General features: G+C 44.5%; 19 protein-coding genes and 1 riboswitch. Of the genes, 15 read left to right on the plus strand and 4 right to left on the minus strand.

Annotation, left to right across the window (positions count from 1 at the left end):
* Positions 1-100: 100 nt before the first annotated feature.
* Positions 101-550: a hypothetical protein gene (locus BC351_RS15485; RefSeq protein ID WP_079413508.1), complete on the minus strand. Its 450-nt coding sequence runs from the start codon at positions 548-550 to the stop codon at positions 101-103.
* 535 nt (positions 551-1085) lie between these two features.
* Between BC351_RS15485 and BC351_RS43420 the strand changes: the two genes are divergently transcribed.
* The 5 genes from BC351_RS43420 to BC351_RS15510 all read left to right on the plus strand — a co-directional run bounded on the left by BC351_RS43420 (position 1086) and on the right by BC351_RS15510 (position 5209).
* The gene (locus BC351_RS43420) at positions 1086-1178 is read left to right on the plus strand and encodes a YjcZ family sporulation protein (RefSeq protein WP_244209010.1); all 93 of its coding nucleotides are present in this window, start codon (positions 1086-1088) and stop codon (positions 1176-1178) included.
* A gap of 199 nt (positions 1179-1377) precedes the next feature.
* Positions 1378-2073 carry a response regulator transcription factor gene (locus BC351_RS15495; RefSeq protein ID WP_079413616.1) on the plus strand — a complete coding sequence of 232 codons (696 nt, stop codon included), beginning with the start codon at positions 1378-1380 and terminating at the stop codon, positions 2071-2073.
* The gene (locus tag BC351_RS15500) at positions 2070-3137 is read left to right on the plus strand and encodes a sensor histidine kinase (protein ID WP_079413512.1); all 1068 of its coding nucleotides are present in this window, start codon (positions 2070-2072) and stop codon (positions 3135-3137) included. Before BC351_RS15495 ends, BC351_RS15500 begins: the two co-directional genes overlap by 4 nt.
* 76 nt (positions 3138-3213) lie before the next feature.
* Complete coding sequence (locus tag BC351_RS15505; RefSeq protein ID WP_079413514.1) at positions 3214-4020, plus strand: hypothetical protein; 807 nt, start codon at positions 3214-3216, stop codon at positions 4018-4020.
* A gap of 409 nt (positions 4021-4429) precedes the next feature.
* On the plus strand, positions 4430-5209 hold the full coding sequence (locus BC351_RS15510; protein ID WP_158082101.1) for a polysaccharide lyase family 7 protein: 780 nt from the start codon (positions 4430-4432) through the stop codon (positions 5207-5209).
* A gap of 73 nt (positions 5210-5282) precedes the next feature.
* Here BC351_RS15510 and BC351_RS15515 read toward each other — a convergent pair whose 3' ends face one another.
* A complete protein-coding gene (locus BC351_RS15515; protein ID WP_079413518.1) occupies positions 5283-5750 on the minus strand; it encodes a GNAT family N-acetyltransferase in 468 nt (155 codons plus the stop codon).
* A gap of 233 nt (positions 5751-5983) precedes the next feature.
* Positions 5984-6454, minus strand: a complete 471-nt coding sequence (locus BC351_RS15520) for a GlcG/HbpS family heme-binding protein (protein WP_079413520.1) — start codon at positions 6452-6454, stop codon at positions 5984-5986.
* A 206-nt stretch (positions 6455-6660) separates the two neighbouring features.
* Here BC351_RS15520 and BC351_RS15525 point away from each other — a divergent pair, with 206 nt between their 5' ends.
* The 10 genes from BC351_RS15525 (at position 6661) to BC351_RS15570 (ending at position 16053) form a co-directional block, all read left to right on the plus strand.
* Positions 6661-7287 (plus strand): HAD family hydrolase, encoded by a 627-nt coding sequence (locus BC351_RS15525; RefSeq protein ID WP_079413522.1) that lies wholly within the window; start codon positions 6661-6663, stop codon positions 7285-7287.
* A 16-nt stretch (positions 7288-7303) separates the two neighbouring features.
* Positions 7304-8212: a phosphotransferase gene (locus BC351_RS15530; RefSeq protein WP_079413524.1), complete on the plus strand. Its 909-nt coding sequence runs from the start codon at positions 7304-7306 to the stop codon at positions 8210-8212.
* Between the two features lie 71 nt (positions 8213-8283).
* Complete coding sequence (gene csaA / locus BC351_RS15535; RefSeq protein WP_079413526.1) at positions 8284-8613, plus strand: chaperone CsaA; 330 nt, start codon at positions 8284-8286, stop codon at positions 8611-8613.
* Positions 8614-9419: 806 nt separating this feature from the next.
* A complete protein-coding gene (bioA, locus tag BC351_RS15540) occupies positions 9420-10751 on the plus strand; it encodes an adenosylmethionine--8-amino-7-oxononanoate transaminase (protein ID WP_244209019.1) in 1332 nt (443 codons plus the stop codon).
* Complete coding sequence (gene bioD / locus BC351_RS15545) at positions 10748-11494, plus strand: dethiobiotin synthase (protein WP_079413530.1); 747 nt, start codon at positions 10748-10750, stop codon at positions 11492-11494. The genes bioA and bioD overlap by 4 nt, the downstream gene beginning before the upstream one ends.
* A 5-nt stretch (positions 11495-11499) precedes the next feature.
* On the plus strand, positions 11500-12498 hold the full coding sequence (gene bioB / locus BC351_RS15550; RefSeq protein ID WP_079413618.1) for a biotin synthase BioB: 999 nt from the start codon (positions 11500-11502) through the stop codon (positions 12496-12498).
* Positions 12499-12511: 13 nt separating this feature from the next.
* The gene (bioF, locus tag BC351_RS15555; protein WP_079413532.1) at positions 12512-13690 is read left to right on the plus strand and encodes an 8-amino-7-oxononanoate synthase; all 1179 of its coding nucleotides are present in this window, start codon (positions 12512-12514) and stop codon (positions 13688-13690) included.
* The gene (locus BC351_RS15560) at positions 13687-14439 is read left to right on the plus strand and encodes an alpha/beta fold hydrolase (protein ID WP_079413534.1); all 753 of its coding nucleotides are present in this window, start codon (positions 13687-13689) and stop codon (positions 14437-14439) included. Before bioF ends, BC351_RS15560 begins: the two co-directional genes overlap by 4 nt.
* Entirely contained in the window at positions 14429-15286 is an 858-nt protein-coding gene (gene bioC, locus BC351_RS15565; protein WP_079413536.1) for a malonyl-ACP O-methyltransferase BioC, read from the plus strand. Before BC351_RS15560 ends, bioC begins: the two co-directional genes overlap by 11 nt.
* 286 nt (positions 15287-15572) lie before the next feature.
* Positions 15573-15749: riboswitch (cyclic di-AMP (ydaO/yuaA leader) on the plus strand.
* Between the two features lie 7 nt (positions 15750-15756).
* Positions 15757-16053, plus strand: a complete 297-nt coding sequence (locus BC351_RS15570) for a hypothetical protein (RefSeq protein ID WP_079413538.1) — start codon at positions 15757-15759, stop codon at positions 16051-16053.
* Between the two features lie 389 nt (positions 16054-16442).
* Here BC351_RS15570 and tnpC read toward each other — a convergent pair.
* Positions 16443-17732 (minus strand): IS66 family transposase (tnpC, locus tag BC351_RS15580; RefSeq protein ID WP_079413542.1); only part of this gene is annotated, 1290 nt, incomplete at its 5' end.

The following is a 17732-nucleotide window of genomic DNA, read 5'->3' on the forward strand; positions in this document are numbered from 1 at the left end:
TAAAAATTTGGGAGAGCAAGTATTTGCTTTTCTCGCAAGAAAAGAGCAGCTTCCCAGGTCGGATCCCGACTTGGAGGCTGCTCTTGCTTTCGTTAAAGCTCTAGTTAATTTTAAAATGATAATTATAACTGCTAGGCCCATTTGGTGGAATCTGCAGTGAATACTGATGGTTCGGTATCAGTGTGATGGAGTAAGACTGCCCACCAGGAGCAATGTTGCCCTGCGTAAAGAACGGGCTTAAAACCGACGAATTTTTGGTTATATCCTGAATGTAGAACGTTCCGATAGCTCCAGGGGTGTCCACCCAAAATGTAACTGTATGCGTCGTGTTGGCATCATTGGAGAAATTCCAAAAATCAACGATGCTATTGTTAGCCGTGGTGCCATAATTCAAATTATAACTGCTAATGTACGTGTTAGTCGTACTATAACCATTAACATTGGGGTTCTCATAAGTGTCTGCCCACGCTGCTGCCGCACCCGTTAAGAAAAAGGCTAGGGTTGCAACTGAAAGTAAGGGGGCTTTTAACCATTTTTTGTTCATCATCATTAAAACACGCTCCTATTCGTTTTAAATGTATTCAAGTTGAGAGATTGTTACCGCCTTTCTTAAGATTTGGAGATTTCTCTCCTAAATACAATTATATGGGAGCAACGAGATAAATAAATGTGTGTTGTTATGGACTTCATGCTTAATATTACGGTGGCCTAGGCGTTTGCTCCAACAACAGTGAGAAAAGATACAGCTCATAAAACAGGCTTTCCCTAACTGACATTTGTCTATACCATTCAAATGCCATTGCAATACAATGAACTATCTGATAAAAGAAGGGAGAGATTTGAGATGGGTTATGCTGCAGCAGGTAGTTATGGTGGTGTGGGTACGAGTACGGCAATTGTTTTGGTCCTCTTCATTCTTTTGGTCATTATTACCAGCGCATTTGTATGGTAATTCATAACACACCACGATCTTTTTCAGCGAGAGCGTAATATTTTAGAAGATTTAGCCCATTCTTCAACCCGATGGCGTCCTTATTCCTTTGCGAATAGAAATGTTGAAATTATGATGAAAGGGGTGACTGACTATGGGATATGGAGCAGGAGTAGGCAGTAGTTCAGCAGCAGTTTTGGTTCTTTTTATTTTGTTGGTTATTATTACTATGACTTTTGCCATCTAAGACGTCGCAATAGATAAGATAACAGAAAGAGATCCACAGCTTATTGCTGTTGGATCTTTTTCTATTGGAACAATGAAAACCGTAGTTGTTGTATAATTCAGAAGCGCTTGATATAGGGTAAGGGGGTATGGTATATTTTGAAAATAGGTCAACGAAGCGTTTCATGCAGAATGAGCATAACGGGGGGAAGTTCAATTTAATGAAAACAATTTTAATTGTTGATGATGAAGAAAAGATTCGTGAAGTTGTTGCATCCTATTTGCAAATGGAAGGATATCCGACTATTCAGTCCGGTACAGGCCAACAAGCACTTGAACTCGTCCGCGGCGGGAATGTGGATCTTCTTATTTTGGATCTGATGCTTCCGGACATGTCCGGCGAAGATGTATGCAAAGCCATACGGCAGTTTTCTCCTGTACCAGTCATCATGCTAACAGCGAAAGTTTCTGAAGATGACCGTGTACAAGGATTGACACTTGGTGCTGATGATTATGTCGTGAAGCCATTTAGCCCACGCGAATTAACTGCGAGAGTAAAAGCCATTTTACGTCGCACACAAGAGGATACGCTTCTTGCAGAGATCATCGCGTTTCATAATGACGATCTTGTTATTTGGCCCCAAAAGCATGAAGTTTATAAAATTGGGAAACGGATAAGTCTGACTCCAAATGAATATAAATTGCTGCTGATTCTGGCACATCACCCAAACCGAACCTTTACACGGGAGGACTTAGTTGAAAAAGTGCTCGGTTTTGATTTTGAAGGCGATAATCGTTCGATAGATCAGCATGTCAAAAACCTCCGTCAAAAGATAGAAGCCGATCCCAGAAAACCGCAATACATCGTTACGGTCTTTTCCGTGGGTTATCGCTTTACTGGGGGCGAGTCATCATGAAAGGCTTATACGCACGAATTGTTATCGCATTTGTTAGTGTTGCCTCAGGCATTTTACTCATCTCCACGATAGCGTTTATCTTAGAGACACACTATCACTTCTCTTTGTATCAATCTCAAACTATGGATATGAACTCTCCAACCTTTGATGCTCATTTCGAGCAGGCATTAGTACAGTCTGTGCTTTGGTCTGCCATTTTGGGTATTTTGCTCTCTGTTTTGTTAAGTTTTTTTGTCGCAAAGAGGATCACAGCTCCGCTGATACAAATGAAAAAGGTCGCAGAGCGAATGGCGAATGGCGAACTTGAAGCAAGAACGACAGTCAAAGGCAATGACGAGATTGCCGATCTAGGCGGCTCCCTTAATCATCTTGCTGAGCAGTTGATGCAGCAGGAGCAGTTGCGTAAAACGATGACTGCTGATGTGGCACATGAATTAAGAACGCCTCTTGCAACACTTAAAAGCCATATGGAAGCGTTGATTGATGGCGTTTGGCTGCCGACTCCACAGCGCTTAGAGTCTTGTTATGAGGAGATTGAACGTCTACGGTTCCTTGTTGGTGATTTAGAGCAATTAACGGAAATGGACTCCCCGCATTTCAAGCTGAAGCTGCATGAAGAAAATGTTTCAGCCATTGTGCATAGCAATATTGAAGCGATCCGGGCTTCTTATGATCACAAGGGTGTTGCTCTTTTATGGGGAGGTGCAGCCAACGTTAAAGCGACCTTGGATAAGCAGCGCTTAGGTCAAATTATGGTGAACCTTTTAACGAATGCGCTAAAGTTTACGCCCCTAGGAGGGAAAGTATCTGTTGAAGTGAAGCAAGAACAACAAATGGCGCTCATTATGGTATCGGATACTGGGATTGGTATAAATGAAGATGATCTACGTTTTGTATTTGAACGTTTTTACCGTGTAGAGAAATCCCGCGGCCGCAAATCAGGAGGCAGTGGGATTGGATTAACGATTGCCAAGAAATTGGTGGAAGCACATGGAGGGACCATTCGAATAGAAAGTGGTGTTGGTGTAGGAACGACTGTAAAGATACTTATTCCTAAGAATTAGTGCAGCTCTACACAAGATCTACATAAGTACCTTTTATACTAATAGATATAAACAGGAGAGACATGAGGAGGAAATTATGAAGAAAGTTGCCATTTCGATTGTACTTACGGCTGCGCTGTTAACGGCATGCGGCAAATCAGGCGGTTCGATGGACCATAGCGGCATGACACAAGAGGCGGGTTCCACGCAAGCAGGGAATGTCCAAGCTCAGTTCAAGCTTTCTGGTGATAAAACTATGCCAAAGCAAGATACTACGATTACGATAAAAATTCAGGATAAAGACGGTAAATCAATTGATAAATTTGATACCGTACATGAGCAACAGATGCACTTTATCATTGTCAGCAAAGATTTATCTTTCTTTAATCACATTCATCCGGATTATAAAGGAAAAGGAGAATTTACCGTTACAACACAATTCCCGACTGCGGGCGATTTCAAGATGTTCGCCGATATTACTCCAACGGGTATGGGGGCTATGAATAAGAGTCAATGGATAACAGTTCAAGGAGACTTGCCTGTGCAAAAACCCATTGAACCAGATGCCTCATTAACGAAAGTTGTGGATGGTAAGGAAGTAACGCTTTCGATTGATCATCTAATGGCGGGCATGGAGTTAAACTTGAATTTCAATATCAAAGACGCTCAAACTAAGAAGCCAGTAACAGACCTGCAGCCTTACCTTGGAGCAGTTGGGCACGTCGTGATCTTAACCCAAGATGCAGAAAATTATCTGCACGTTCATCCGACAGATGAGAAAGCATCTGGACCAGATGCCAAGTTCATGACGACGTTCCCTCATAGTGGCGTATATAAAATTTGGGGACAGTTTCAGCAAAATGGTAAAGTATTTACAGTCCCTTTTGTGGTCAAAGTACCGTAATCATAGCATTGTGGCTGGTGCATGGTGGTCTGAAACCTGCAAAAGTGCAGGCTTTTTCAAGAAAATCGTGCGAAAAGTGGAAAAGCCTGCGATTATGCAGGCTTTTCCAGCTTATTCATCCTAAAATCAGAAATAGGCAGCGAAAACATGCATAATTGCAGGAATGACTCGATTATTGGCTAAACCACGCTCCAAAAGATGCATAATCGCAGGCTTATAACAAAGTACAACCACACATATCACGGTTGAACTCTAAATCCTTGGAGCAACAGAAAAAGACAGCAATTAAACAAAATAAAAGGACAATGTAGTGAAACATGAAACACCTTTCATTTGATAAATTTGTTGTAACCGATTACAAATCATCTGCTGTACTCGGTTACATACAAATATTGAGAGGATGCGTATAATGATGAAAAGTTTGTTTATTTCCTTGAAAAAAACTAGGTTAATGTCGCTTAGCAAAGGAATTGCGGTACTTTCACTTGCAACTGCATTAACGTTGGCTGCCTCGGCAAGTGCTGCACCAAACATTGATTACCATATTTGGTCATTGCAGCAACCAGACGGATCGACCATTAGTTCATCGACATTGGTTTCGGGATATACCAGTAAATATTTCTACACAGCTTCCGATGGAGGCCAAGCGTTCATGGACCCTAAGACTGGATCTACCACATCGGGTTCATCTCATCCCCGATCTGAGATGAGGGAACAAACGACCAGCGGAAGCAATGCTGCGTGGAATTGGAACGGAACTAACACAATGACTAATCAAGCTGCTGTGACTTTACAGGGTGGCGGTTCGAGTGGTGCAACGACGATTGGACAAATTTTCAACAGTACCGATTCCATCCCGTTGGCCGAATTGGAATATACAGCAACCCCCAACTCAAAAGGCGGCAATTTCAAAGTATTATATGAAGAAGCGAAAGGAGCTGGTACTTACACCGATTTAAGTACCAAAGCTGCTCTGGGCTCAAAGTTTACTTATCAGATGTCGCTTTCGGGTGGCGTAGCGACAATTTCTATTAATGGCTCGCAAGTATTTTCCAAAAAACCTAGTTTCTCAGGGAAAACATTCTATTTCAAATGTGGCGATTACGATCAAACTGCGACATCCGGTTCGGTGAGCACTACGCCATATACAATTGTTGAACTGTATTCCGTCAGCGTAGTGCATAAGTAAAACTAGATAAAAACAACAGGCTGCCAACAGCAATATCGGCAGCCTGTTGTTTGCTAGACAAGAAAGATTTGCTTTAATCAAGCTTATAATCATAGCGAATAAACCCATTGTGGCTAGCAATTTTATCATACAGCGCACGGGCGGTTATGTTGTTATGCCGGGTTTGCCAATAGAGCTTAGAGGCGTTACGTTCACGTGCAGATCGAGCTACCGCTTCAATCAGAGCACGCGCTACCCCATGTCCGCGGGCAGTTTCTTCAACATAAAGGTCTTGAAGATAGCAGGACAAGTCATTGTCCCAAAAAGTAGAATGAAACAAATAATGAGTAATTCCAACTAGTTTTCCTTGCAGATAAGCGCCTAAACCATGAACTCCATCTGCATTCAACAACCGAATCCAAACCTCGTCGTACTTGGAGTCAGGTAGTTCTGTTTCGTAAAAGGCTTTATAGCTACTAGCCAAGACATTCCAGCTTTGTCGGTCTATTTCTCTTAGAGGTGCAATTACAATTGTGGAGGAGTCGGTTAAGTTATCTTTCATAATAGTCATCCTTTCATAGTAAGACGATTAAGCTTATTCGGTAAATTATAGGGATTTATGGATAGCAAGTATAGGTCCAATTTCAATGCCTTCTTCTAGTCCAATCTGCAAAAAATCACTATCCGAATGTATATCGTTTTGGGAGAGGGTGAAAATGAACAGGCTGCCGACAGCAATAGCTCGGCAGCCTGTTCAAGTAACGGAAAGATTTACACACACTTGCAAATGTCAGTTTATCTGTTCGATTGAATAGAACCAATACGAGCACTAGTAATTAAACCCTCGTCAACTCGAAGTAGGCTATTGAAGGCATAAACGGCGGCATTCGCCACTTCGATGTCTTGAGCGCTCGTGCCTCCACTTACACCGATACCACCGATGATTCTGTCTTTACTGACGAATGGGATGCCTCCGCCTAAGATGACAACTCTACCATGATTGGTAGTATTGATACCGAACGATGGAGCACCAGGAAGCGCTGATTGCGCAAGGTTTGCTGTTGGCATTTGCATAGCTACACTAGTCCAAGCTTTGTTCTGGGAAATGTCGATACCACCAATTCGGGCATTGTCCATACGATGGAAAGCGATTAGGTTCGCGCCTTCATCAACGATCGCGATATCGCTGGATAGTCCCATTTGCCGAGCTTTCTGTTCCGCTGCTGCCAGCAATTGTTTGGCTGTTTCTAAGGTTAGTTTGAACATCTCATTCACTCCTCAGGATTTGGATACTCCGTTATTGTATGGCATTCCCCTAGTATGGTGAATTCAAGGGGGGAGGTCAGCGGAAGCCTTTTCTCACCTAAGTGACAGGATTGTTTAGATATACATATTTTTACCCACCTATACATAGGTGCATTATGGTAAATTTAATTTGTATGAGGATAAAATGTGGATTGGGAGAGGTTATCATGTACAATACTATTATTTTTGATGTTGACGGGACGCTAATTGATACAGAAAAAGCTGTTTTAGGTTCACTTCAAAAGATGTTAAAAGCAGACTATAACAGAGATATTGAATTAGATAGTCTGACTTTTGTACTTGGAATCCCAGGAGCAATTTCATTACCAAAGTTGGGTATTCATGATATTAGAAGGGCTAATGACCGATGGAATTACTTTATGAAAGACTTTAGTAGTTCAATTGAAGTATTCAGTGGAATTATTGAATTATTGAATACATTGGATCAGAGAAATACCATTCAAGGTATAGTCACATCGAAGACAGCCGAAGAATTAACGAATGATTTTGTTCCATTTGGTCTTATGAATTATTTGAAATATATTGTCTGTGCAGATGATACTGAGAAACACAAACCTAATCCAGAGCCACTGATGAAGTTTTTAGAGATTTCAGGAGCTGAGCCTACAAAGTCTATCTATATTGGAGATACTATTTACGATTATGAGTGTGCTAGAGATGCAGGAATTGATTTTGGTTTAGCTTTATGGGGCTGTAAAAATCATGAGAAAATCAATGCTAAATATAAGTTCGAAAATCCACAGGATCTAATTAAATTACTGAATATGGCTTAATTAAGGAGCTGTTGTAGTGGCCGAGAACCGCAACATTAATTCACAAGTAAGTTTAATTGCAGAAGAGACTGGTTTAGCTGACATTTCACCTATTGTGCTTAGTAGTGGCGGGAATCTGATCATTCACTTGGCTCCCCATCCGATTGTAGCCCGAGCAGCCACTGTCATTTCAAATGAAGAAGATACAGAGTACGTATACAATATACTTGATCGAGAGTTACGTGTAGCACGTCACCTCCAATCCAAGGGCATCCCTGTGTTATTACCTACCGACCTTATTGATGCAGGTCCGACAAATGTTGGTGGCACATGGATGACATTTTGGGAATATGTTACCCCCGTACCATTACAACCTCCTTCACCCAGTGAAGCTGTAGAAATGGTAAACAGACTTTCGATTGCAATGAAAGAATACTCAGAGGAACTCCCTAGGCTTGGTGTTTGGGAGCGAACATGTCAATCGGCTGTAAGATTGAAGAGTCACTCCGATCAGCGTGTTCAAGCACTTTTAGATGTGTTTGTAAGGGTAGATGAACAGATGCGCTCTGAACCAAGTAGACTGATGCCATGTCATGGAGATGCTCATGCAAGAAACATATTACCAAGCTCTGAAGGCTGGCTCTGGACGGACTTTGAAGATGTATCATTGATGCCCGCCTACTGGGACCTAGCTTCATTCGTTGGTAATCTTGCCTTATTTGGTGGAACCCAAGAGCCGACTTTTAGATATATAGTGGAACATATCGATAATAGCACCGATCTGCAAGCCTTTGGTTTTGCTATTACCGCACGAATAATAATGTCTACATTAGGTAATTTGGATTTTGCCCTTGCAGGCCACGGGGATTTGAAATTTGCAACTAGACAACTAGAACTTGCAGGGGATTTTATACACCAGATAGATCTAATGATGGATGGGAAATAGAGGGTACGATTATACCATCGGGAAACTCGCGTAATAATTAAACTACAATATGAGAAGATTTTGGAGGAAGTATGGCAAACTATGAAGATTTTGCTGCATTAGATATTCGAATTGGTACCATTGTCCAAGCTCAGCCGTTTCTAGAAGCGAGGCAGCCCGCTATTAAGTTAGAGATTGATTTTGGCAGTTTGGGAATTAAATCTTCCTCAGCACAAATAACTGAAAGATACAATCCAGAACAATTACTGGGAAGACAGGTTGTAGGCATTGTCAATTTTCCACCTAAACGTATTGCTGGATTTAAATCTGAAGTATTAGTGCTGGGTGGGGTTCCTGGCGAAGACGATGTTGTTCTCTTGCAACCGGACGTAAAGGTTGCCAATGGTACACCGATAGCCTAATTTAGAGTGCAATGAGAAGCCGGTAATAATATTGCCGGAGATTGCCACTCAAATGCTCGTGAATGTAAGGGACTGATAGATATCCAGGCTCCACTAGTTACTCAATGTCTTCGTAGTCAGTCTTTCAGAAGCTGCATATGCTGCTCTGACCGATTCCTCCCTGATAGATCACTTTGAGCCAATGCTGGACCTGCTCGTAGAGGGACTTATGTTGTCCCATTGTTACGGCTGACTTAAACGCTAAGTTCAACTGAGGTACTAACGTTTAAGGGAAATTTATTTCAATGATGAAGACTAATTGAGTAGCAAAAATTGGAAAAAATTTTTCGTTTTAGTATATACTTAGTGTTGTACTTAGTTCAGAATGATCACCAACTGGAGGGTTGAACTATGAAATTCCTTATGTCAGTCCTAATAATATTGTGCGCAGTAATACCAACCTATTATTATATTAAGTTTCGTGGATGGCAGAATAAATTGTAAAAGTATTTCTCCAAAACCATGAGAATTAATAATCCGGATAGCAGCTCTTTTCTTACCATATTTAAAGTAAAAAATCAAATAACCCTTCTGTGACACGAATAGAAGGGTTATTTGATTTTTTATTTTGCCCATCCCAATAGAGTTGTTAGATTTTAGTATGTCATGGTGTCAAAATTCATTTTTTGAATTCCCTTTACAGGATAGCTACCATTCTGCTAAAATGACCACATTCAATTGTCAACTTAGTATAATTTATTTGGTTGACAATAAAAATTAATGGATGGTGATATTTTGTGATAACGGATTACCAAAGGCTTGCTGTCATGAATAAGAATCACTTATGGCATCCTTTTACTCAAATGAAAGACTACAATAACTCTGATCCACTTATTATTGAACGCGGTGAAGGCATTAAACTGTATGACGTGCAAGGACGCGCTTATTACGATGGTTTTTCCTCTGTCTGGCTCAACGTACATGGACACAACGTGCCGGAGCTTAATCAGGCGATTACAGAACAGTTAGGTCGCGTAGCTCATTCGACTCTTCTTGGAATGGCCAATATACCTGCAATCGAGCTTGCAGAGAAGCTGGTGGCCATCACTCCGGCAGGATTAAACAAAGTGTTTTACTCAGATTCAGGGGCAACCGGTGTCGAGATTGCGATCAAAATGGCCTTTCAATATTGGCATAATCAGGGGATAGGAAGTAAAACGAAATTTATCACGATGAATCAAGCGTACCACGGAGATACAATTGGCGCGGTAAGTGTTGGTGCAATTCCTTTGTATCATGACGTATTCCGCCCGATGTTGTTTCCTTCGCACGTCATTCCATATCCATATGCCTATCGCCATGAAGGCGGTGAGACGAAGGCACTGGAAGCGACGCTAGCTGCACTGCATCATTTGCTCGAAACGCGGGCGGATGAGATTGCGGCTCTCATTGTGGAGCCGATTGTCCAAGGGGCAAGTGGCATCATTGTCATGCCGCATGGCTGTTTGCGTCAGATGGCTGCCATGTGCCGCAAGTATGACGTGCTGCTCATTGCTGACGAAGTGGCAACTGGGTTTGGCCGGACGGGGGCTATGTTCGCTTGTGATCTAGAAGATGTTTCACCAGATCTGATGGTGATAGGGAAGGGGCTGACGGGCGGCTATTTGCCAGTGGCAGCTACGCTTGCGTCTGATGTAGTATACGAAGCGTTCTATGCCGATTACCACGAGCAGAAAACATTTTTCCATGGTCATTCCTACACAGGGAACCCGCTTGGCTGTGCCGTTGCTTTGGCCAGCTTGAAACTGTTTGAAGAGCGCAACATGGTAGAAGGAGTAAGAACAAAGGCAGCTTTCGTCGAGCATAAGCTCGCAGCGCTTAAAGATCGTCCACATGTCGGTGAAATCCGACAAAAGGGACTGATGATCGGAATCGAGCTCGTACGAGATAAGGCTTCCCGTGAGCCGTACGATTGGGCGGAACAAATCGGTGTTCGTACGAGTTTGCGAGCCAGAGAACTTAGTATGCTGACGAGACCGCTCGGCAATGTGATCGTCTTCATCCCTCCGCTTGTCAGCAGTGAAGCTGAGCTGGAAGCGATGATAGATATTCTGGCAGAATCGATAATTAGCGTCACCGAAGGTGGCTCTATTGCATGAACAAAGTAAAAGCTGAACCAATCCGCGGATTGTTTGTGACAGGGACGGACACCGGTGTTGGGAAGACGGTTATAACGGCAGCCATTACCGCTATGCTCCGCGCTGAAGGGCTGAATGCCGGCGTCTGGAAGCCGATTCAGAGCGGTGCACCTCTTGGAAGCGGACTTACGGATGCAGAGCGGCTGCTCAAAAGCACAGGAATCAACGAACGGCCCGAGGCCATCTCGCCTTTTACATTTGAAGCTCCACTCACGCCGCTGCTTGCCGCCAAGCAAGCTGGAGTGACGCTTACGCTGGGGGAGCTAATCGCCTCTGGTGAACCGCTAGCTGAACGTTACGAGGCAATGCTCATCGAAGGCGCAGGCGGCGTCGCTGTACCACTGACTGATGACACCCTCATGGTGGATTTCATATCGGCGCTTCGAATACCTGCGCTAATTGTAGCTCGATCTAGTCTCGGGACGATTAACCACACACTTCTGACGGTTTCATTCCTTCGGCATCGCGGTATCCCAATTGTTGGCGTCATACTGAACGATGGTGAATTAACGGAGCTGCAGGAAGATCCAAGTGTTGCCACGAATGCTCAACTAATTGAACAATACAGCGGGCTAAAGGTTCTTGGTCGGTTTCCTTGTTTGCACACTGAAGCGACTTCTGAAACGTTGATACATACCGTACGAAAAGCAATACAATTCGCGCCTATCAGAGAGGCATTAGCAGTTCAACCTATGGGAGGATGATGGATATGAAAATCATTGCAGCGCAAATGGATTGGCAATCGCTTGCGGAGAAAGCATTGCACGGAGAATGTTTATCTTTAGAGGAAGGGCTCGCCGTGCTCGAAGCCGATAATGATGAGGTACTGCTGCTCATGCAGGCTGCGTTTAAGGTGAGAAACCATTTTTACGGTAAAAAAGTGAAGCTGAATATGATCATCAACGCCAAAAGCGGCCTATGTCCCGAGGACTGCGGTTACTGCTCGCAATCGATCGTTTCGACGGCTCCGGTTCAAAAATACACCCTGCTTGATAAAGACACATTGCTTGCAGGTGCTCGAGAAGCGTTGGCACGCAAAGCCGGCACCTATTGCATTGTAGCGGCTGGGAAAGGACCGACAGACAAGGAACTTAGTCAAGTGGTGGACGCGGTTAAAGAAATTCGTCAAACAATGCCGCTAAAAATTTGCGCATGTCTGGGCATTCTCAATGACGATCAAGCCAAACGCCTTGCTGAAGCTGGCGTACATCGATACAACCACAATTTGAACACCAGTAAAGCCAACTACCCAGCTATCACGTCGACCCATAGCTATGATCAACGTGTTGAAACTGTCGAGAAAGTAAAGACACATGGCATGTCCCCGTGCTCTGGTGTCATTATTGGCATGGGCGAGACCAATCAAGAAATTATTGAAATGGCCTATGCACTCCGCGAACTGGATAGCGATTCGATTCCGATTAATTTCCTGAATGCGATACCGGGAACACCTCTAGTACATGCTGGCCGCACGCCGTCGATGAAAGCGTTGAAAGTACTAGCATTATTTCGTTTCATTTGTCCGTCAAAAGAAATTCGCGTCGCAGGCGGTCGTGAAGTCAATCTCCGTACACTGCAGCCGTTGTCACTGTTCGCTGCTAATTCACTCTTTGTTGGTGATTATTTAACGACAGCAGGCCAAGAGATATCCGCTGATTATCAAATGATTGAGGATTTGGGCTTTGAGATTGAATTAAATGCCCTATAAGGCGGTGCAAACTATGAATTGGATGGAAAAAGAACTAGAACGATTGGCTGATGTTTCGTTGGAGCGTTCCTTGCGTGCCGACAGACGAGTCCCTGGATTTCCTGGCTATACGGCGCGCGGAGAACGAAGACTTCTCAACATGTCCTCCAATGACTACCTTGGACTTTCTCAACATCCTGCCATACTTGAAGCGATGCGCGAGGCACTGCTTACGGAAGGAGCTGGCTCAGGTGCCTCGCGCCATGTGACAGGCAACCTGCTGCCTTATGGTCGTCTTGAAGAAGCACTGGCCGATTGGCAAAACTGTGAAGCTGCTCTCGTTTTTGCTAATGGATATATGGCTAATTCAGGGGTAATTAATGCTCTTGTAAGCCGAGGAGATGCTGTTTTCAGCGATCAGTTGAACCATGCGAGCATTGTAGACGGCATCGTATTGAGCCGTGCGGAGCATGCCCGCTACCGTCATAATGATATGGAACATTTGCGCTCACTATTAAATAAATACCGTGATAAACGCCGTAAGCTGATCGTTACAGATGCTGTTTTCTCCATGGATGGCGACCAAGCGCCATTGCGAGAACTTATTGCGCTCAAGCGTGAGTACGGAGCGATGCTGATGGTGGATGAGGCACATAGCGGGGGAATCTATGGGAGGCGAGGGGAGGGACTGTGCCATGAACTAGGGCTGCTAAATGATGTCGATATTCATATGGGAACATTCAGCAAATCGTTCGGTCTCTACGGCGCTTATATTTGTGGAAGCCGCACGCTCATTCGATGGCTGGTGAACAAGGCTAGACCGCTCATTTATTCAACAGCCTTGCCTCCATCGCTCATAGCTGGTATAAGCAAGGCGTTAAGTTTGGTGCAAGAGGAGCATTGGCGCCGACAAAGGCTTCATGCAGCAAGCCAGTTATTCCGGTCTTCGCTTCGCGACGACGGGTTTCATATCGGTACCGGCAACTCCCCTATAGTGCCACTGATCGTAGGAGATAACGATAGAGCCCTTCAGTTTAGTGAAGCACTTGAAGTGGAAGGGATTGCAGCGGTTGCCATTCGTCCACCTACTGTACCTGATTCCACAGCGCGGATTCGCTTCTCCTTGTCAACTGCACATACCGATAAGGAGCTGGCCGATGCTGTCTTGTTAATTCGTAATGTCGGGCTTCAATTAGGGGTGCTTAGTCCATGAATTCATCGATGATTTCAAGAGGGTCAAGCAGCACGATCTTGTGGCTGAGCGGATGGAGCATGCCGGATACGGTTTTCGATCGGATTCGCTTGTTACTACCCGAGTATCATCATCTTTCTGTAGATTACAGTGAGGCCGAAACGCCAGAGAAAATGCTGCTCCAGACTGAAATAGCTGTGGAAAATTATCTTAGGACTAGCGCTTTACACGGTCCGCTATTAATCGGAGGTTGGTCGCTCGGCGCCTTGCTGGCACTGAGGCTAGCGGCCAAAGGGTTCGGTGATGGTCTTGTGTTGTTCGCAGCTACGGCTCGCTTTACTCGCTCCAAAGAAGAGGGTAACCGTGGTTGGCAAGATGTTTACGTTAGGAAAATGATGACAGGGGTCGTACAAGATCGACTGGCCGTTGAAACAAAGTTCCGACAACTTATGTTCACAGAGGCTGAATGGGAGGCCCATCTGGGAGAAAGCCTTCCCCCCATAGGCAGCTGGGCAACCCCAGCGCTAATCGCGGGTCTTCAGATTTTGCGAAGTGAAGAAATCTTGTCTCAACTGCTGAATATCTATTGTCCGGTTCTTCTTGTCCACGGAACGGAGGATCGGATTTGTCCTTACGGAGCAGTGTCGGAGCTTTTGGCGCAATTACCTAAAGCAAAGCTGCTTCCAATACATGCCTGTGGGCATGTGCCGTTCTTGGGAAGGGAAGAGCGTATAGCTGATGAACTGAGGAGATGGTGGCATGAGCAGTAGAATATATGAGATTCGACGTCAATTTAACCGAAGTGCACATTCCTATGACGCTCACGCTCATGTTCAGCGTACGATGTCAGACCAGCTTGCACACTCATTCATTGGGATGAAGAAGAAAGATATCATGGACAGACAGAGCATCCTTGAAATTGGCTGTGGTACGGGAACTCTGACTGAAATTCTAATAAAAGAATGGCCCAGTGCGAGTATTACTGCAATTGATATCGCACCCGCAATGATCACATTGGCTGAACAACGTGTTCTATCACCTAAAGCTACAAATACCGGCACCAACACAATGGATCTTTTACGCTTTCTTAATGCTGATATTGAGGTGTGGGCGCCTAACGCTCCAACAGCCTCGTTTGATCTCATCGTCTCCAACGCCTGCTTTCAATGGCTGAGCAATCCTAGGCAAACACTAGGTCAACTTCGGCGGTTGCTTCGTGCTGGAGGCTTGCTCATATTCACGACATTTGGGCCTGACACATTCTGCGAGCTGCATAAGGCATTTGATGAAGTTTATCGAGCCGAAGGAATGGAGCCTCAGCGACATGGACTAACGTTTCGAACGACAGCCGAGTGGAATGGATTGCTCGCGGAATCAGGATTTTCAACTATCCAAAATGAACGTTTGATTCAAATAGAAAAGTACACTTCAACAAGAGATTTTCTTCTTGCGGTCAAAGGGATGGGAGCAAGCACTTCAGAAGCTGTTGCTATGGAGGGCCTCAGCTCTCGACGCCTGTTTGCCAGCATGTATAAAGAATACGAGGCTAAGTTCAGCGTGCAGGGAGGCGTTGCTGCCAGCTATGATCTCCTTTTAATCCAAGCATCGGTAGATTGATAGGCAGGTAGGTAAATAGGTAGGTCGCGCTCATATGTACGAATTAATCATACCCCGCAACTTGTAGCGTTTTCTTTATCGGGTCCAATTTAAAGCTATTTACTGTCGTAACCCTGCAGTTAAGAAAAGCAGAGAATTCCAGATGAAATTCAAGATAGCGAAAGGAATAAGGGTATGAATACGTTTCCGATTTGATTTTCTCAACGTATTGCCGCCATTTTCATTTCATATCTCATTTTACATTTTCTGCAAGTGAGCGTAATATTCAATGCATCAACTAAATATTGTTCCATAATCGCTGAATTCTGATAAGGAACGGGGGAACCAAAGACGCAGCCATTCCAAAAAATGGTGATCGTACGGGGTGAATCCCACTTGCAAAAAGCTTTGTTTGCAATGGGGTAGGGCAATCTCGCTGCCCGAATCCGACAGCTAACCTCGTAAGCGTAGAATGAGAGAGGATGACCGCCATGATCAATCGAATCGAAAAATTGGAGCTCGAGATTCCCGCTAAGAACAAAGATATTACCCTCTATGCTAAACACGTGATCAAGTCATTGGAAGATTTCGAAGATAATCACCGCAAACTGGTCGCCGCACAAGCTATAGCTGGTATTAGACCTATCGGAGAGCAAGAAGTTGCGTTCTACGAAACAGTAAGACAGATGAAAGAACAAATTGTCTCAACACTCGTGCAGACGATCGATGATCTGAGGCACAAGGGCGACAAACATCATGAGAAACACTTCCCAGACGGAGTAGAATAATGTAATATTTGGATATCACACGTCTTGAGGAGTTGTTTATTTGTCTAGAAGGGGAACTGGTGTTGTATTTTGCTTTCTTGCAGCTTTTTTATTAGCCATACAATATCTAAGTGCAGCGATATTTGGCTCAAATGTTAGCTCATGGAGCCCACAATTATTTCAAGACATGCTTTATTCTGTGGGTGACTATCCAGTAACACTGAGCAAATTTTCCCTTTTTGTAGGAATAGGTTATATAATATGGGCTGAGGTTGACGAGTATATTAGATTGCACAAACCGCAAAGCAAGAAGTGATGCTTAACAGAGTTGCTGCTTTCAAAGCCAGAGCAAGCGACCCTATCGGCAAGGTAATGACTCACCTATTCAGGAAAACCTGCGAAAATGGTTACTACTCAGGACTCCGAGTAAAAAAGCTGAAATCACCAGCGTAAGCCAATTTCAGTGATGTAAGAATAGGATGATTTTGTTTAATCAACGTGGAGATAAAGCTTCGGATGGTCGCAAAGAAGCCCGGGGTCGTTTCCGAACGAAAACAGCCGGATATTTTCCGCTTAACGGCAATCATGCGAAGATCACGTTCGGCTTGGTTATTATCAAAGGGAATATTGGCATCTCGAAGATACCCCAAGATACTTTCCTTGTGGTCACGGAATCGTGCCCAAAGATTTGCGGCCTTACTCTTACGCGGTTTTCCCCTGCGCCCTGATTGGAGCAGGGGCTCCTTTTCGAGCTCGACCTTTCCCATCTCTAGAATCATCTCATACCGTCGTTCGTAGTTGCCGATGGCTGTTTCGGTAAGTGGCCTACCTAATTTTCTGGTCTTGCGGGTGATGGACCAGCTTGTATGCAGCAGTGTGAGCATAGCGCTGGCCCATCGATGCCCGTCATATTCCTCAATCCCTTTGCACTCCCGAGATAAATGGGCATTGCATAAGGCATGTTTGAAGGTAAAGTCTTTATCCTGTTTAAAATACGGCCCATAAAAGTCGTGGATCACTGTACCCGTATAGGAAGGCAGTACGTTTAGCGACTTCATCCCCGCGGTTCCGCGGCTAGAATGGACACCAAGCAAGGTCCAGTTCTTCGTACTGTTCACATGAACCCAGTGTCCCTCTTTGTCTACATGCACGCCCGTTTCATCGGCATGGATTACGGGACTGGCAAGGAGATTATGACGAATGACCTCTTCGTAGGGAAGTAAGCTTTCAGCCATTTTACGGATACTTGAAAGAAGTGTTGCCTGACTTGGCCGACACCCCGTCAACACATGAAGAAGATCGGTTGTGCGAGCAAGCGGGAGCATTTGGTGCGTATGCAAATAAGCGGCTACAGCAGTGAACCGCTCACCGTATTGGGCACGTGCATGGACGCCTTTAGGGAAGATGCCTTTCTGCAAGGTGTGGCAACATGGGCACTTTTTCTTCTCGGCTCGGTGCTCCGTCACCTCCATGACAGGAACAGGGATGTCAAAAACCTGTCGACGCTCATACCCTAGACATGCGACGTCCTCAAGTGAGACCGCACAGTTCTCACAGACTAAAACCGGATGAATAATGGTTGTAGTGGGATCGTCTATGCAAGAAAGGGTATGCCCTTTATGGCCGACAGGTCCTCCCTTTTTTCCGCCGGACTTCCGGTGATTCTTAGGTTCACGCTTCAGGTCACTAGACGGCGGCCA

Source organism: Paenibacillus ferrarius (assembly GCF_002027705.1).
GTDB lineage: Bacteria > Bacillota > Bacilli > Paenibacillales > NBRC-103111 > Paenibacillus_E > Paenibacillus_E ferrarius.

Bases quoted from the DNA above. Each gene is read 5' to 3' on its own strand.
- BC351_RS15485 (WP_079413508.1), bottom strand. From the start codon at position 550: ATGATGATGAACAAAAAATGGTTAAAAGCCCCCTTACTTTCAGTTGCA.
- BC351_RS43420 (WP_244209010.1), top strand. From the start codon at position 1,086: ATGGGATATGGAGCAGGAGTAGGCAGTAGTTCAGCAGCAGTTTTGGTT.
- BC351_RS15495 (WP_079413616.1), top strand. From the start codon at position 1,378: ATGAAAACAATTTTAATTGTTGATGATGAAGAAAAGATTCGTGAAGTT.
- BC351_RS15500 (WP_079413512.1), top strand. From the start codon at position 2,070: ATGAAAGGCTTATACGCACGAATTGTTATCGCATTTGTTAGTGTTGCC.
- BC351_RS15505 (WP_079413514.1), top strand. From the start codon at position 3,214: ATGAAGAAAGTTGCCATTTCGATTGTACTTACGGCTGCGCTGTTAACG.
- BC351_RS15510 (WP_158082101.1), top strand. From the start codon at position 4,430: ATGATGAAAAGTTTGTTTATTTCCTTGAAAAAAACTAGGTTAATGTCG.
- BC351_RS15515 (WP_079413518.1), bottom strand. From the start codon at position 5,750: ATGAAAGATAACTTAACCGACTCCTCCACAATTGTAATTGCACCTCTA.
- BC351_RS15520 (WP_079413520.1), bottom strand. From the start codon at position 6,454: ATGTTCAAACTAACCTTAGAAACAGCCAAACAATTGCTGGCAGCAGCG.
- BC351_RS15525 (WP_079413522.1), top strand. From the start codon at position 6,661: ATGTACAATACTATTATTTTTGATGTTGACGGGACGCTAATTGATACA.
- csaA (WP_079413526.1), top strand. From the start codon at position 8,284: ATGGCAAACTATGAAGATTTTGCTGCATTAGATATTCGAATTGGTACC.
- bioA (WP_244209019.1), top strand. From the start codon at position 9,420: ATGAATAAGAATCACTTATGGCATCCTTTTACTCAAATGAAAGACTAC.
- bioD (WP_079413530.1), top strand. From the start codon at position 10,748: ATGAACAAAGTAAAAGCTGAACCAATCCGCGGATTGTTTGTGACAGGG.
- bioB (WP_079413618.1), top strand. From the start codon at position 11,500: ATGAAAATCATTGCAGCGCAAATGGATTGGCAATCGCTTGCGGAGAAA.
- bioF (WP_079413532.1), top strand. From the start codon at position 12,512: ATGAATTGGATGGAAAAAGAACTAGAACGATTGGCTGATGTTTCGTTG.
- BC351_RS15560 (WP_079413534.1), top strand. From the start codon at position 13,687: ATGAATTCATCGATGATTTCAAGAGGGTCAAGCAGCACGATCTTGTGG.
- bioC (WP_079413536.1), top strand. From the start codon at position 14,429: ATGAGCAGTAGAATATATGAGATTCGACGTCAATTTAACCGAAGTGCA.
- BC351_RS15570 (WP_079413538.1), top strand. From the start codon at position 15,757: ATGATCAATCGAATCGAAAAATTGGAGCTCGAGATTCCCGCTAAGAAC.